Raw genomic sequence first — 16,012 nt, forward strand, 5'->3', positions numbered from 1 at the left:
ACTGCGTCCGATCCCTCGAACGCGCAGGTCGTAGGACCAGCGGCCGATCGCGGACCGGCCAAAACTCGGTGGGCAGTGTCAGTGGCGATCCGTAGGCTCGCTGCTGATGGTGACGACACGTGCAACCGCAGAGGACAGGTCCGACCGATCCGCCGTACGTACGCTGCTGCGACTGTGGCCGTATGTGCGGCCGGTGCGTTTGCGTCTGTTCACGGCCGCGTTCGTGGCGGTCGTCGCCTCCTGTCTGGCGCTGGTCATTCCGCTCGTCCTGAAGTGGATGGTGGACGGACCGGTCGCCGACCGGGATCCGGCCGGGGTGTGGCTCGGGGCGCTGTGTCTGCTGCTGCTCGGGGTCGCCGAGGCGCTGCTGTTCGGCCTGCGGCGGTGGCTGGTGGCGCGGCCGCTGGCGGGGGTCGAGGCGTCGATGCGGGCGGATCTGTACCGGCATGTGCAGCGGCTGCCGGTGGCGTTCCACGACCGGTGGGCGTCGGGGCAGTTGCTGTCGCGGGGCACCACCGATCTGATGCTGCTGCGCATGTTCCTGGCGTTTCCACTGACGTTCCTGCTGGTCAACGGCGTCACCATCCTCGTCGGCGTGATCATCATGCTGCTTCAGGACTGGACGCTCGGGCTGGTGATCCTGATCCCGGCGGTGCCGGTGATCGTCACCTGTGTGATCTTCGAGAGGCGGTACGCCACGGTGGCGCGCCGGGCGCAGGACCAGGTCGGCGATCTGACGACGGTCGTCGAGGAGAGCGTCCTCGGGATCCGCATCATCAAGGGCTTCGGGCGGCACCGCAGTCAGGCCCGGGCGTTCCGGGAGCTGTCGGGGACGCTGCGCGGCACGGAGTTGCGCAAGGCCCGGATGCTGGCGGCGATATGGGGCGTCATCGTGACGCTGCCGGAGCTGGCCATCGGGGCGGCGCTGGTGCTGGGTGCGGTGCGGGTGGCGGACGGGGAGCTGTCGGCGGGCACGCTGGTGGCGTTCCTGTCGACCGCGCTGGCGCTTCGGTGGCCGGTGGACTCGATCGGGTTCCTGCTGGCCATGAGCCAGGAGGCGGCGACGGCCACGGAGCGGTACTTCGAGGTGATGGATGAAACGCCGGAGACGGAAGCGCCCCACAGGGGCGCGGGGAACTGCGCGACCAGCCCCCACGACCCCGCAGCCGGCAACGATGGCATCCGCTTCCACGCCGTCTCGTTCCGCTATCCCGACGCCCCCGAGGACTCCCCGCCCGTCCTCGACCGCGTCGACCTGCACATCCGCCCCGGCGAGTCCATGGCCCTGGTCGGTGCGACGGGCAGCGGCAAGACGACTCTCACGGCGCTCGTCCCCCGCCTGCACGAGGTGACGTCCGGCAGCATCACCCTCGACGGTCACGACATCACCGCGATGACCCGCGAGGAGCTCCGCTCCATGGTGGCCGTCGCCTTCGAGGAGCCCACCCTCTTCTCGGCCAGCGTCGCGGACAACGTTCTCATGGGCACCGGGGACGACGCGGGTGAGCCCGAGTTGGAGCGGGCGCTCGCGGTCGCGCAGGCCGACTTCGTGCACGCCCTGCCCGACGGGACCGCCACCCAGGTCGGCGAGCAGGGGCTCAGCCTCTCCGGCGGGCAGCGGCAGCGGCTGGCGCTCGCGCGGGCGGTCGTCGGACAGCCCCGCTTCCTGGTGCTGGACGACCCCCTGTCCGCGCTGGACGTGCACACCGAGGCCGCGGTCGAGGCCGCCCTGCGGGACGTGCTCGCGCAGACCACCGCCCTGATCGTCGCCCACCGCCCGTCGACCGTGCTGCTCGCGGACCGGGTCGCCCTGCTGTCCGGCGGCCGTGTCACCGCCGTCGGCACCCATCACGAACTACTGCGCACGAACGCCGAGTACGCCCACCTCATGGCCGGGACCGAGGAGGCCGACCGATGACGGCGACCACCGCCACCGCACCGGGCAAGGAACAGCCGGCCGAGCGGCCCCCGGGGCCCGGCGACCCCTTCGACCACGACGTCCTGCCCACTCCCCCGGGCGCCACGTCCGCCCTGCTGCGCTCCCTGCTCGCCCCGATGAAGGCCCGCGTCGCCCTCACCACACTCCTGCTGCTGCTCCAGCAGGCGGCGGTGCAGGCGGGCCCGCTGCTGGTGGCGTACGCCATCGACTCGGCCGTACCGGCGTTCCGGCGCGACGACCTGGGGCCGCTGATCGCGGTCGCGGTCGGCTATCTGCTGTGCGCGCTGGCCTCGGGCGCGCTCCAGTACGGGTTCATCCTGGTCTCCGCCCGGGTCAACCAGGATGTGCTGCTCGATCTGCGCGGCCGTATCTTCCGCCACGCCCAGGCCCTGAGCATCGACTTCCATGAGCGCTACACCTCGGGCCGGCTCATCTCCCGCTCCACCACGGACGTGGAGTCGCTGCGCGAGCTGCTCGACGAGGGCCTGCAGGAACTGGTCACCGTCATCCTGTCCTTCGTCTACATCTCGGCGATGCTGCTGTGGCTGGACCTCGGTCTCGGCGCGGTCGCCGTGGCCTCGTTCGTGCCGCTGTATCTCCTCGTACGGCTCTACCGGCGGCGGGCCGCCCGCGTGTACACCCTGCGGTCCACGGCCATCGCCGCCGTGATCGTCAAGTTCGTGGAGACGATGAACGGCATCCGCCCGGTGCGCGCGTTCCGGCGGGAGGCCGTCAACGACGCCGGCTTCCGGGTCCTCAACACCCGCCATGAGCGCACGAACGGCGACGCGCTGCTGGAGATGGCCCGCTACGTCGTCGGGTCCCGGCTCGTCGCCAACACGGCGGTGGCCGGGATCGTGCTGTGGGGCGCCTACCGGGTCGCGGGCGGCACCCTGGCCCTCGGTGTGCTGGCCGCCGCCGTGCTCTATCTGCGCCGCCTGTACGACCCGATCGACCGGCTCGGCATGTTCCTCAACTCGTACCAGTCGGCGGCGGCCTCCCTGGAGAAGATCGCCGGACTGCTGGCCCAGACACCGTCCGTCCCGGAACCGCACTCCCCCCGCCCGCTCCCGGCACCGGAGTCGAAGCACCCCGGCCGCGAGGTCGTCTTCGACGGCGTCCGGTTCGCCTACCGCACCGGCGGCGAGGTGCTGCCCCGCTTCGACCTCACGATCCCGGCCGGTCAGACCGTCGCGGTCGTCGGCTCCACCGGCGCCGGCAAGTCGACCCTGGCCAAGCTGCTCGCCCGCTTCTACGACCCCTCCGACGGCCGGGTCCTGCTGGACGGCGTCGACCTGCGCGAACTGGCCGTGCCCGAGCTGCGGCGCGGGGTGGTGATGGTGACGCAGGAGGCGTTCCTGTTCTCCGGCACGGTCGCCGAGAACATCGCCATCGGCCGGCCCGACGCCACCCGCGAGGAGATCGAGCGGGCCGCCAAGGCCATCGGCGCGCACGACTTCATCGGCTCGCTGCCCGACGGCTACGACACCGACGTTCGCAAGCGGGGCGGCCGTATCTCCGCCGGTCAGCGCCAACTCGTCGCGTTCGCCAGGGCGTTGCTCGCCGACCCGGCCGTACTGATCCTGGACGAGGCGACCAGCTCCCTGGACATCCCCGGCGAACGGGCGGTGCAGCGCGCGATGTCGACGGTCCTCCACGGACGCACGGCCGTCGTCATCGCCCACCGCCTGTCCACGGTCGAGATCGCCGACCGGGTCCTGGTCATGGAGCACGGCCGGATCGTCGAGGACGGCACACCGGCCGAACTCATCGCCGGGACGGGCAGGTTCGCGGATCTGCACCGGGCATGGCGGGACAGTCTGGCGTAAGCGGCACGGCACAGCACAGCACTGCGCGAAACGGGGGAACGATGATCGACGCGTACGAGGATCCGGGGACACCCGACTCTCGTGGCGGATGGCGGTATCTGTGGTGGCTCGTCATGCGCCAGCCTCTGCGGTCGGCGATGGGTGCGCTGATCTCCAGTGTGTGGATGGTGCTGCTGGCGGCGACCCCGTACCTGATGTCCCGTGCCGTCGACGACGGGCTGGCGGCCGGTGATTACGGCGCGTTGGCGGCGTGGACGGGTGCGCTGTGCGCGGTGGGGGCGTTCAACGCCTGGCTGAGCATCATGCGGCACCGCACGATGACGCGGGTGCGGATGGACAGCAACTTCCGCACGGTCAAGGTGCTGATCGGGCACGCGGTACGACTGGGTGCCACGCTGCCCCGCCGGATCGGGGCCGGGGAGGTCGTCACGATCGGCGTGGGCGACGTCCAGACCATCAGCCAGTCCCTGACCGTCGTCGGGCCGGGCGTCGGTGCCGTCGTCGCCTATCTGGTGGTCGCCGGTCTGCTGGTGTCGGTGTCGATGCCGATCGCCGTGGTGGTGCTGCTCGGGATGCCGCTGGTCGGCGTGCTCGTCGGGCCGCTGCTGGGGCGGTTGCAGGGTACGGAGACGGAGTACCGGGAGCGGCAGGGCGTCCTGACCGCACGGATCGCCGACCTCGCGGGCGGCCTGCGTGTCCTCAACGGCCTCGGTGGCAAGGGGCTGATCGCCGACGCCTTCCACCGGGACTCGCAGCGGCTGCGGGCGCAGGGGTACCGGGTCGGGGCGGTGACCAGCTGGGTGCAGGCGCTCGGCGTGGGGCTGCCCACGCTGTTCCTGGCGGTGGTGACCTGGCTTGCGGCACGGCTGGCCGCGCAGGGGGCCATCACCGTGGGCGAGCTGGTGTCGGTGTACGGCTATGTCGCGGTGCTGGTGGGGCCGGTGGCGTTCTTCATCGAGTGCGGTTACCAGGTCAGCCGTGGAGTGGTGGCGGCGCGGCGGGTCGTACGGTTCCTGCGGCTGGAGCCGATGGCGGACACCGGCACCCGGGACGCGCCCGCGGAGCCTGCGGCACTGCACGACCCCGAGTCCGGGGTGCGGGTGCCGCCGGGCCGGCTCACCGCACTGGCCGCCGCGCTGCCGGCCGACGCCACGACCGTCGTCGACCGCCTCGGCCGCTATGTCCCGTCGGCAGCGACCTGGGGCGAAGTGCCCCTGAGCGACATCGCGTTGGCGCAGGTCCGGGCGCGCGTCCTGGTCGCCGACCACGAGGCCGACCTGTTCGCGGGCACGCTGCGGGAGCTGGCGGCCGGCCACGCGGACCGGGACGAGTCGGCGATCACTCAAGCGGTGTACACGGCGGTCGCCGAGGACATCGTCCGTGGCCTCCCCGACGGCCTCGACACCCCGATCGACGCCCAGGGCCGCAACCTCTCCGGCGGCCAACGTCAGCGAGTCCGCTTGGTCCGCGCACTGCTGGCGGCCCCGGAGGTGCTGCTGGCGATCGAGCCGACATCGGCACTGGACGCCCATACGGAGGCACAGGTCGCCGAACGCCTGCACACGACGAGACGGGGCCGTACGACGCTGGTGACGACGACGTCCCCCTTGGTCCTCGACCGAGCGGACACGGTCCACTACCTGGTCGACGGCAAGGTCACAGCCACCGGCACCCACCGAGAACTCATGAACACCGATCCGGGTTACCGAGCACTGGTGGCACGGGACGAAGACGCCGAGGAGCTTGCCCGGTGACGGAAGCCAAACGCCCCTCAGGGGCGCGGGGCCGTATCAATAAGCGGCTCCGCCGCGGGGCGCGACAAGCCACGAAGCACCCGCACCCGGCAAACAACCCCAAGTCCCGAGCTCTCCCCCGCAAAACCCTCCTCATCGCGGAACCCAAAGATGTAAGACAAGCCACGATCCGCCTGATCCGAGCCGACGCCAAATCCTTCACGGCCGTACTCGCCCTGAACTCCCTCGCAGCGATCGCCGGTCTGGCCGGCCCCTGGCTGGTGGGCCGCATCATCGACGAAGTCAGACGCGGCGGCGGCACATCGGCCGTGGACAAACTCGCCCTGGCCATTCTGATAGCGGCTACAGCCCAGCTGTTGCTGGCCCGCTGGGCCCGCTACGTAGGCCACCGCTTCGGCGAACGCACCCTCGCCCGCGTCCGCGAGGAGTTCGTGGACCGCACGCTCGCCCTGCCCGCGTCGGTCGTGGAACGGGCCGGCACCGGAGATCTGACGGCGCGTGGCACCGCGGACGTGGCCGCCGTCGGCACCACCCTGCGTGACGCCGGGCCCGAGCTGCTCATCAACTCCGTCCAGGTCCTGTTCCTGCTGGGCGCGGTCGTCGCGCTGGATCCCCTGCTCGGCGCCTGCGGTCTGCTCGGCCTGGCCGGCCTCTGGCCGGTGCTGCGCTGGTATCTGCGCCGCGCCCGCGCCGGCTACCTGGCCGAGGGCGCGGCCACCTCGGACGTCGCGGAGATCCTCGCGGCGACCGCGTCCGGCGCCCGCACGGTGGAGGCACTGCGGCTGGAGCGGCGGCGGGTGACGGCGAGCCGGGACGCGCTGGAGACCTCCCGCCGGACCCGCCTGCACACCCTCTTCCTGCGCTCGGTGTTCTTCCCGTCGGTCGAGATCGCCTATCTCGTCCCCGTGGCGACGGTCCTGCTCGTCGGCGGCGCACTGCACGCGCAGGGCACGATCAGCCTGGGCACCGTGGTCGCGGCGGCGCTGTACCTTCAGCAAATGGTCGGTCCGCTCGACGAGATCCTGATGCGGGTCGAGCAACTGCAGAGCAGCGGCGCCTCGTTCGCCCGGGTGGAGGGCCTGGCGCAGGCCCCGCAGGCGAGGGAGTCCGACTCCCCCGCCCCCGCGGACGACCGTATCGACGTGACCGGCGTGCGGTACGCCTACGACCGTGGCGGCGAGGTCCTCAGCGATGTCGACCTGACCGTGCGGCCGGGAGAGCGCCTCGCGGTCGTCGGCCCGTCCGGCGCCGGGAAGACCACCTTGAGCCGGCTGCTCGCGGGCGTGGACGCGCCGACCGCCGGTTCGGTGACGGTCGGCGGGGTGCCGGTCGTCGCGCTCGGCCCGGAGCAGCTGCGCCGCCAGGTCGTGCTGGTCACCCAGGAGCACCATGTCTTCCTCGGCACGGTCCGCGACAACCTCCGTATCGCCGAGCCGTCCGCCACGGACGAGGACCTGTGGGCCGCCCTCGCCGCGGTCGGCGCCGACACCTGGGTACGGCGGCTGCCCGACGGCCTGGACACGGCGCTGGGCGACGGCGGCGGCAGTACGGACGGCTCGCAGGCCCAGCAGCTGGCGCTCGCCCGCGTGGTGCTGGCCGACCCGCACACCCTGATCCTCGACGAGGCGACGGCGCTGCTGGACCCGACGACGGCCCGGCACACCGAGCGCGCCCTGGCCGCCGTACTGGACGGCCGTACCGTCATCGCGATCGCGCACCGGCTGCACACCGCCAGCGACGCGGACCGCGTGGCCGTGATGGAGAACGGCCGTCTCACCGAGCTCGGCACACACGACGAGCTGGTCGCGGCGGACGGGGCGTACGCGGCGCTGTGGCGGTCGTGGCACGGGGAGCGCCCCGCCTCGCCCGGAGCGGCGTCGGCCTGATCAGGCGATCTATGCTCGGGGCAAGCACTGTCCGCTTCTCCTGGGGAAGTCCGTTGAACTTCTGGTCGATCTACCAGCACGGCTTCGCGCGGGTCGCCGCGTGTACCGGCCACACCGTCATCGCCGACCCGCAGGCCAACGCGGAGGCGGTGCTGCGGCAGGCGCAGGCGTGCGCGCGGGAGGGCGTCGCGGTCGCCGTCTTCCCCGAGCTGGGCCTGACCGGCTACTCGATCGAGGACCTGCTGCTCCAGGACCCGGTGCTGGACGACGTCGAGCAGGCGCTGCGGACCGTGGTGGCCGGGTCGGCGGACCTGCTGCCGGTGCTGGTCGTGGGTGCCCCGCTGCGTCATCGCCACCGGATCTACAACTGCGCGGTGATCGTGCACCGGGGCCAGATCCTGGGCGTCGCGCCGAAGTCGTACCCGCCGAACTACCGGGAGTTCTACGAGCGCCGCCAGATCGCGTCCGGCGAGGACGAGCGCGGCGGGACGATCCGGGTCGGCGGCGCGGAGGTGCCGTTCGGGATCGACCTGCTCTTCGAGGCGGAGGACGTCCCGGGCCTGGTGCTGCACGCGGAGATCTGCGAGGACATGTGGGTGCCGGTGCCGCCGAGCGCGGAGGCCGCGCTGGCCGGGGCGACCGTGCTCGCGAACCTCTCGGGCAGCCCGATCACGGTCGGCCGGGCCGAGGACCGCCGGCTGCTGTGCCGGGCGGCGTCCGCGCGCTGCCTGGCCGCCTATGTCTACTCGGCGGCCGGTCTGGGCGAGTCCACCACGGACCTGTCCTGGGACGGACAGACCATGATCTACGAGAACGGCGCCCTGCTCGCCGAGTCGGACCGCTTCCCGCTCGGCGACCAGTACGCGGTGGCCGACGTCGACCTCGACCTGCTGCGGCAGGAGCGGCACCGGATGGGCACCTTCGACGACAACCGGCGGGCGCACGCCGGGCGGACGGGTGACTTCCGTCGGGTCCCGTTCCGGCTCGACCCGCCCACCGCCGATCTCGGGCTGAAGCGCCGCGTCGAGCGCTTCCCGTTCGTGCCGGCCGACGCCGACCGGCTCGCGCTGGACTGCTACGAGGCGTACAACATCCAGGTCGCCGGTCTGCAGCAGCGGCTGGGCGCGATCGGCGGCCCGAAGGTCGTCATCGGGGTGTCGGGCGGTCTGGACTCCACGCACGCGCTGATCGTCGCCGCCCGGGCGATGGACCGCGCGGGCCGTCCGCGCAGCGACATCCTGGCGTTCACCCTGCCGGGCTTCGCCACCAGCGACCACACCAAGGACAACGCCCACAAGCTGATGAACTCGCTCGGCGTCACCGCGGCCGAGCTGGACATCACGCCGACCGCGCGGCTGATGCTGAAGGAGATGGGCCACCCGTTCGCGTCCGGCGAGCCGGTGTACGACGTCACCTTCGAGAACGTCCAGGCGGGCCTGCGCACCGACTACCTGTTCCGCCTCGCCAACCAGCGCGGCGGCATCGTGCTCGGCACCGGCGACCTGTCGGAGCTGGCGCTCGGCTGGTCCACGTACGGCGTCGGCGACCAGATGAGCCACTACAACGTCAACTCGGGTGTGCCGAAGACGCTGATCCAGCATCTGATCCGCTGGGTCATCGGCAGCGAGCAGTTCGACGCGGAGACCGGCAGGACGCTGGCCGCGATCCTCGACACCGAGATCAGCCCGGAGCTGGTACCGGGCGAGGAGATGCAGTCGACGGAGTCGAAGATCGGGCCGTACGCGCTGCACGACTTCACGCTCTTCCATGTCCTGCGGTACGGCTTCCGGCCGTCGAAGATCGCGTTCCTGGCGTGGCACGCCTGGCACGACACGGCGGCCGGTGCCTGGCCGCCGGGGTTCCCCGAGGCGAAGCGGGTGGCGTACGACCTGGCCGAGATCCGGCGCTGGCTTGAGGTGTTCTGCCGCCGCTTCTTCGCGTTCGCACAGTTCAAGCGCTCGGCGATGCCGAACGGCCCGAAGGTCTCGGCGGGCGGTTCGCTCTCGCCGCGCGGCGACTGGCGCGCGCCGTCCGACGGCAACGCGGCTGTCTGGCTACGGGATCTCAGCCGTATCGACGAGTGAGCATCTGATCGGCGTCTGGTCCCTTGCTGTTCCGTTTATCGAACGTGAACTCCCGGACAACGAACGATTTCCAGCCAAGTTCCTGACGCGGTCCTGACAGTAACCGCAGTCAGCTGGCACTCTTCCCACGGCCGCGACACAGCAACCCCACAACACCGTCACATGACGGTGTCCGCGGCCGAACTCCCGCACGCGCACGTCGTTCTGCGTACCACCCCGTATCGCCCGGACGGCCCACCCGCCGGCCGGTCTCCCCTGGCCGCGTGATCCGCGGCCGCGCAGAAGGAGTCAGTGTTGAGAGACAGTTCCTCCCACAGACGCACCCCCCACACGACGCAGCGCCGGGCCGCAGCCGTGGCCCTCGTAGGCGTCTCCGCCCTGATCGCCGCGGCCGTCCAGACGGGCGCCGCCACCGCAGCCCCGGAGAAGGCACCGTCGGCCGCGGGCAAGGTCATCCCGGGCGCCGAGGCCGTCAAGCTGTCCCCCGCCCAGCGCGCCGAGCTGATACGCGAGGCCAACGCCACCAAGGCGGACACCGCCAAGGACCTCGGTCTGGGCGCCAAGGAGAAGCTGGTCGTCCGTGATGTCGTCAAGGACGGCAACGGCACGGTCCACACCCGCTACGAGCGGACCTACGACGGTCTGCCCGTCCTCGGCGGCGACCTGGTCGTCGAGACCACGAAGTCCGGCGCCACCAAGGACGTCGTGAAGGCGACCCGCGCCGCCATCAAGCCGGCCACCACGACCGCCGCCGTGTCCGTCGCCAAGGCCCAGAAGCAGGCGCTGGCCGCGGCGAAGGCCGAGGACGCCAAGAGCCCGGACGTCAACAAGGCGCCCCGCAAGGTGATCTGGGCCGCGAAGGGCAAGCCGACCCTCGCCTACGAGACCGTCGTCGGCGGCCTCCAGGAGGACGGCACCCCGAACGAGCTGCACGTCATCACCGACGCCGCCACCGGCGCCAAGCTGTACGAGTACCAGGGCATCGAGTCCGGTACCGGCAACACGATGTACAGCGGCACGGTGACGCTCGGCACCACGCAGTCGGGGTCGACGTACAACCTGACCGACGGCGCGCGCGGCGGCCACAAGACGTACAACCTCAACCGCGGCACCTCCGGCACCGGCACCCTCTTCTCGGGCTCCGACGACGTGTGGGGCAACGGCAACCCGTCCAACCTGGAGACGGCGGGCGCGGACGCGCACTACGGTGCCGCGCTGACGTGGGACTACTACAAGAACGTGCACGGGCGCAGCGGCATCCGGGGCGACGGCGTCGGCGCCTACTCCCGGGTCCACTACGGCAACAACTACGTCAACGCGTTCTGGTCCGACAGCTGCTTCTGCATGACGTACGGCGACGGCTCGGGCAACACCCACCCGCTGACGTCCATCGACGTCGCCGGTCACGAGATGACCCACGGCGTCACCTCCAACACCGCGGGCCTCGTCTACAGCGGGGAGTCCGGCGGTCTGAACGAGGCGACCTCCGACATCTTCGGCTCGACCGTCGAGTTCTACGCCAACAACGCCTCCGACGTCGGTGACTACCTCATCGGCGAGGAGATCGACATCAACGGCGACGGCACCCCGTTGCGCTACATGGACAAGCCGAGCAAGGACGGTTCGTCCAAGGACAGCTGGTACTCGGGCATCGGCTCGATCGACGTGCACTACTCGTCGGGCCCGGCGAACCACTTCTTCTACCTGCTGAGCGAGGGCAGCGGCACCAAGACGATCAACGGTGTCACCTACAACTCGTCCACCTCGGACGGCCTTCCGGTCACCGGCATCGGCCGCGACAAGGCGGAGAAGATCTGGTTCCGCGCGCTGACCACCAAGTTCACCTCGAACACCAACTACTCGGGCGCCCGCACCGGCACCCTCGCGGCGGCCGGTGAGCTGTACGGCACCACGAGCGCCGAGTACAAGGCGGTGCAGGACGCCTGGGCGGGCGTCAGCGTGGGCTCCCGCCCCGGCGGCGGTGGCGGTACGTCGTTCGAGAGCGACACCGACGTGTCGATCCCGGACAACGGGGCGGCCGTGACGTCGCCGATCACGGTCTCCGGCCGGACCGGCAACGCGCCGTCCAACCTCCAGGTCGGCGTGGACATCGTCCACACCTACATCGGTGACCTCAAGGTGGATCTGCTCGCCCCCGACGGCACGGTGTACACGCTGAAGGGGTACGGCACGGGCGGCAGCTCGGACAACCTCAACACCACCTACACGGTGAACGCCTCCTCCGAGGTGGCCAACGGCGTCTGGACGCTGCGGGTCCAGGACAACGCGGACATCGACACCGGCTACATCAACAGCTGGAAGCTCACCTTCCCGTAGGCCGGTTCGCGGTCGGCCTCTGACAGGGCGTCGTCTCGGCGGGTTCAACTCCCGTCGGGACGGCGCCCGTTCACATTTCTGAAACATTTACCGGACAGTCAAGTTTTGGCCAACATCACCGCACCCTCCTGACATGTACGCGCCCCCGGTGTCACAGTTCGTGCACCGCCGCACAAGCACCACAGCGCTTCCCCCACAAAAGGAGCTCGTGTGACCCCCCTCTACGCGCGTCGCAAGCGCACCACTCTGGCCATCGCCACCGCCGTGGCGGCCGGAGCACTCCTCACCACCGGTCTGACCGCCGGCAGCTCAGCCGCCGATGACCAGGCGCAGGGCAGCAGAAAGGCGAGCCCGCTCGCCGTCCCGGTCGCGCTGGCCCCCGCCGCGCGCACCGCGCTCATCCAGGACCAGCAGGCCGAGGCCGCCGAGACGGCCGACGCGATAGGCCTCGGCGCCCAGGAGAAGCTGGTCGTCAAGGACGTCGTCAAGGACGCCGACGGCACCGTCCACACCCGCTACGAGCGCACCTACGCGGGCCTCCCGGTCCTCGGCGGCGACCTGGTCGTCCACGAGTCGAAGGCCGGCAGGACCCAGGGCGTCACCAAGGCGACGAAGGCCACCATCAAGGTCGCCTCGCTGAAGCCGGCGATCAGCGCGGCCAAGGCCGAGGGCCAGGCCGTCTCGCTCGCCAAGTCGGCCGGTTCGAAGAAGACCGAGGCGGACAAGGCGCCCCGCAAGGTGATCTGGGCCGCGAACGGCAAGCCGACCCTCGCCTACGAGACGGTCGTCGGCGGTCTCCAGGACGACGGCACCCCGAACGAGCTGCACGTCATCACCGACGCCGCCACCGGCAAGAAGCTCTTCGAGTACCAGGGCATCGAGACCGGCAGCGGCAAGAGCCTCTACTCGGGCACGGTCACGCTCGGCACGACCAAGTCGGGCTCGACGTTCCAGCTCTACGACACCACGCGCGGCGGCCACAAGACGTACAACAAGGCCCGCAGCACCAGCTCGTCGGCCGGCACGCTGTTCACCGACGCGGACGACACCTGGGGCACCGGCACCGCCTCCAGCTCCTCCACCGACCAGACCGCCGCCGTCGACGCGGCCTACGGCGCGCAGGAGACCTGGGACTTCTACAAGGACACCTTCGGCCGCTCCGGCATCAAGAACGACGGCAAGGCCGCCTACTCCCGCGTCCACTACGGCAACGCCTATGTGAACGCCTTCTGGGACGACAGCTGCTTCTGCATGACGTACGGCGACGGCGAGGGCAACACCAACCCGCTGACCTCGCTGGACGTGGCCGGCCACGAGATGACGCACGGCGTCACCTCCAACACCGCGGGCCTGAACTACACCGGTGAGTCGGGCGGTCTGAACGAGGCCACCTCCGACATCTTCGGCACGGCGGTCGAGTTCTACGCCAAGAACTCCTCCGACGTCGGTGACTACCTCATCGGCGAGGAGATCGACATCAACGGCGACGGCACCCCGCTGCGCTACATGGACAAGCCGAGCAAGGACGGCGCGTCCAAGGACAGCTGGTCCTCCTCGCTGGGCGGCCTGGACGTCCACTACTCCTCGGGCCCGGCGAACCACTTCTTCTACCTCCTGTCCGAGGGCAGCGGCAAGAAGACGATCAACGGGGTCAGCTACGACTCCCCGACGTCCAACGGCTCGACGGTCACCGGGATCGGCCGCGACAAGGCGGCCGCGATCTGGTACAAGGCGCTGACCGAGTACATGACGTCGACCACCAACTACAAGGCCGCCCGCACGGCGACCCTGAGCGCGGCGTCCGCCCTGTACGGCGGCACCGGCAGCACCGAGTACAAGGCGGTGGCGGCGGCCTGGTCCGCCATCAACGTGAGCTGACGCGCACGTAGTTGTCCGAGGCGGCACCCGGGACGAAGGCATCCCCGGGTGCCGCCTTACGCTTGTGACCCATGTCCTTCACGTACGACCACGTCGGCGCGACCCGGGAGACCGGCTTCTGCCCTCCCGGCTTCCACCCCCTGCACGTGCGCACCCGCATCGGCGAGGGCGAGGATGTCTTCCGCAGAGCCGCCGAGGCGGTCATGACCTGGGAGATGCACCGCGCGATGGGCGTCGGCATCGACGCCTCGGCCGATCGCGCCGCCCCCGAGGTCGAGGTCACGGTCACCCTCGCCGGCATGATCAAGGCACCCTGCCGGGTGGTCTGGACGGTCGCGGAACACCGACGGATCGGCTGGGCGTACGGCACGCTCTCCGGTCATCCGGAGTGCGGCGAGGAGTCGTTCGTCGTGGAGCGCACGGGCGACGGGACCGTCTGGCTGACGGTGAACGCGTTCAGCCGCGGGGCGAAGTGGTACGCGCGGGCGGGAGGCCCGGCCACCCGGGTCCTGCAGCATGCGTATGCGCGGCGCTGCGGAGCGGTACTGCGGCGATTGTGCACACCGACACAGGAGTACTGACCGGGCGATTCCGCGTTATCGGAATTACCCCACAATGAGGACAATAACCCGGAATCTTTTAATCCGCAAAACCCTTTGACCTCGCAGAACTCCTTGATCGGGAAAATCCCTTGACCCGACAAACGCATCCATGATTCCTTTACCCCATACCGGGGGGAGAGCGATTCCGTGAGACTCGCGAGCGTGATAGCGGCTCTGGCAATTCTGGGCGGTGCCACCGCCTGCGGCCATCAGGATACGGCCGACGAAGGGCCCGAGCCGTCCATTCGCCGAGTGGACCTCCCGCTCGACACGGCCATGAAAACGGCGGCGGACCAGGGGAAGGGTTTCTCCCTCCGCGATGCGACAAGCCTGGGCCGGTACATCAGCCCGGCTTACGCGAGCCACTTCAAGGCGTGTTTCGAGAAGCAGAAGCCGAACCTCAGCGCCGTGGACTATTTCGCGGTCCGGCGTTCCGAGAAATGCCCACTTCGCGTCGGCGGGGACATGCCGCCCGGTAAAACACCCAAGGTTCTCGGCGTGAACCTGCGCAAGGCGGTCCAGACACTCGTCGAGGCGGGATTCGCTCCGGACCGCATCAGCGTCGACACGCTGGACGCGAAGGGACACAGGACCGGCGGGCGCCATTGGTCGTGGGAAGTCTGCAAGCAGAGTCCGACTGCCGGGACACCTTTCTCGGCAGATCTGCGACCGAAGCTCGTCGTCGAGGCCTCTTGCATATCACCGCGAAAGAAGGGGACGTAATGAGAATGCGCTCGTTCAGCCGTGCGGCGGCGATTGTTCCGATCATGGCGGCACTCACTCTGGGGCTGTCGACGACCGCCCACGCCGAGGAGAACTGCAGCGACTCCTCCGACAACGGCGGCGCCAAGGCCACGTTCAAGGCGTACGGCGAGCACCTCCTGGTGGACGACGTCTTCGCCGACGGCCACTCCGCCATCGGGCACATCGAGATCTACGGCGACGGCCACTACTGGTACTGGAACAGGAACGGCGCGGACAGCGGCGTCCGTGACGTGAACCTCTCCATAGCCGAGGGCACGACCGTCCACGTCGGGGCATTCCTCGGCAACTGGGACGGCACCACCACCGGCGGCATCGACTTCAACTCCAACAACGTCATTCCGTACTGCATCGGCACGGCCTAGAGCCGGCCTGGGGGGAGAGCAAGAAATCATGCGCACGTTTCTCAGAATGGGGACCGTCGGAACAGCCGCGGCGCTGCTGGTGGTCGGCGCCATGGCGGGAGTGTCCTCGGCCGACACGTACGACAAGCGCTGCTTCGTCGGCGTGGACCTGGACGGCCGGGACTGCGACACCGGCTGGTACAACCCCGCCTACGGCAGCGACGCGGTCTCGACCGCCGGTTTCACCGCCCAGGGCGAGTACCTGTGGGCGAACGACCACGAGGCCGACGGCCGCGGGGTGTACATCAAGGCCACCTGGTCCGGCGGCTCGGCGGAGATCAAGAACACCGCGGGCGCAGGCAGCTGGCAGCAGAAGAACCTCGACATCACGGACGGCAAGTCCGTCTCCCTGACGATGTGCCAGACCAACGGCGGGGCACTGGTGAACTGCGCCTACGCAACGGCCATCGCCTGACCACGAGCAGTCCGCGCGAGCGCGGGGGGGGGGGGCCCCCCCCCCCCCCCCCCCCCCCGCGGGGGGCGCCCCCCCCCCCCCCCCCCCCCCCCCCCCCCCCCCCCCCCCCCCCCCCCCCCCTA

At 70.4% G+C, this 16,012-nt stretch carries 11 protein-coding genes; all 11 read left to right on the forward strand.

The window, feature by feature from the left end; all coding sequences use genetic code 11:
- Nucleotides 1-106: 106 nt before the first annotated feature.
- Nucleotides 107-1,918, forward strand: coding sequence for an ABC transporter ATP-binding protein (locus ACFWYS_RS03725; RefSeq protein ID WP_384762766.1), 1,812 nt, complete (start codon nucleotides 107-109; stop codon nucleotides 1,916-1,918).
- A complete protein-coding gene (locus tag ACFWYS_RS03730) occupies nucleotides 1,915-3,768 on the forward strand; it encodes an ABC transporter ATP-binding protein (protein ID WP_384762768.1) in 1,854 nt (617 codons plus the stop codon). Before ACFWYS_RS03725 ends, ACFWYS_RS03730 begins: the two co-directional genes overlap by 4 nt.
- 41 nt (nucleotides 3,769-3,809) lie before the next feature.
- Nucleotides 3,810-5,522 carry an ABC transporter transmembrane domain-containing protein gene (locus ACFWYS_RS03735; protein WP_384762771.1) on the forward strand — a complete coding sequence of 571 codons (1,713 nt, stop codon included), beginning with the start codon at nucleotides 3,810-3,812 and terminating at the stop codon, nucleotides 5,520-5,522.
- Between the two features lie 134 nt (nucleotides 5,523-5,656).
- Nucleotides 5,657-7,408 carry an ABC transporter ATP-binding protein gene (locus ACFWYS_RS03740; protein ID WP_384762831.1) on the forward strand — a complete coding sequence of 584 codons (1,752 nt, stop codon included), beginning with the start codon at nucleotides 5,657-5,659 and terminating at the stop codon, nucleotides 7,406-7,408.
- Nucleotides 7,409-7,461: 53 nt separating this feature from the next.
- A complete protein-coding gene (locus ACFWYS_RS03745; protein WP_384762774.1) occupies nucleotides 7,462-9,492 on the forward strand; it encodes an NAD(+) synthase in 2,031 nt (676 codons plus the stop codon).
- 294 nt (nucleotides 9,493-9,786) lie between these two features.
- Nucleotides 9,787-11,829, forward strand: coding sequence for a M4 family metallopeptidase (locus ACFWYS_RS03750; RefSeq protein ID WP_384762777.1), 2,043 nt, complete (start codon nucleotides 9,787-9,789; stop codon nucleotides 11,827-11,829).
- A gap of 210 nt (nucleotides 11,830-12,039) precedes the next feature.
- On the forward strand, nucleotides 12,040-13,707 hold the full coding sequence (locus tag ACFWYS_RS03755) for a M4 family metallopeptidase (RefSeq protein ID WP_384762780.1): 1,668 nt from the start codon (nucleotides 12,040-12,042) through the stop codon (nucleotides 13,705-13,707).
- A 71-nt stretch (nucleotides 13,708-13,778) separates the two neighbouring features.
- Nucleotides 13,779-14,288, forward strand: coding sequence for a DUF1990 family protein (locus ACFWYS_RS03760; RefSeq protein WP_384762782.1), 510 nt, complete (start codon nucleotides 13,779-13,781; stop codon nucleotides 14,286-14,288).
- 168 nt (nucleotides 14,289-14,456) lie between these two features.
- Nucleotides 14,457-15,032: a hypothetical protein gene (locus ACFWYS_RS03765; protein ID WP_384762785.1), complete on the forward strand. Its 576-nt coding sequence runs from the start codon at nucleotides 14,457-14,459 to the stop codon at nucleotides 15,030-15,032.
- A 44-nt stretch (nucleotides 15,033-15,076) separates the two neighbouring features.
- Complete coding sequence (locus ACFWYS_RS03770) at nucleotides 15,077-15,436, forward strand: hypothetical protein (RefSeq protein WP_384762788.1); 360 nt, start codon at nucleotides 15,077-15,079, stop codon at nucleotides 15,434-15,436.
- A gap of 46 nt (nucleotides 15,437-15,482) precedes the next feature.
- A complete protein-coding gene (locus ACFWYS_RS03775) occupies nucleotides 15,483-15,890 on the forward strand; it encodes a hypothetical protein (protein WP_384762791.1) in 408 nt (135 codons plus the stop codon).
- Nucleotides 15,891-16,012: the final 122 nt, after the last annotated feature.

The sequence above is a fragment of the Streptomyces sp. NPDC059010 genome (assembly GCF_042740355.1).
GTDB lineage: Bacteria > Actinomycetota > Actinomycetes > Streptomycetales > Streptomycetaceae > Streptomyces.

What these genes read in the sequence shown, in the direction of transcription:
- ACFWYS_RS03725 (WP_384762766.1), top strand. Translation starts at nt 107, where the DNA reads ATGGTGACGACACGTGCAACCGCAGAGGACAGGTCCGACCGATCCGCC.
- ACFWYS_RS03730 (WP_384762768.1), top strand. Translation starts at nt 1,915, where the DNA reads ATGACGGCGACCACCGCCACCGCACCGGGCAAGGAACAGCCGGCCGAG.
- ACFWYS_RS03735 (WP_384762771.1), top strand. Translation starts at nt 3,810, where the DNA reads ATGATCGACGCGTACGAGGATCCGGGGACACCCGACTCTCGTGGCGGA.
- ACFWYS_RS03760 (WP_384762782.1), top strand. Translation starts at nt 13,779, where the DNA reads ATGTCCTTCACGTACGACCACGTCGGCGCGACCCGGGAGACCGGCTTC.
- ACFWYS_RS03770 (WP_384762788.1), top strand. Translation starts at nt 15,077, where the DNA reads ATGGCGGCACTCACTCTGGGGCTGTCGACGACCGCCCACGCCGAGGAG.
- ACFWYS_RS03775 (WP_384762791.1), top strand. Translation starts at nt 15,483, where the DNA reads ATGGGGACCGTCGGAACAGCCGCGGCGCTGCTGGTGGTCGGCGCCATG.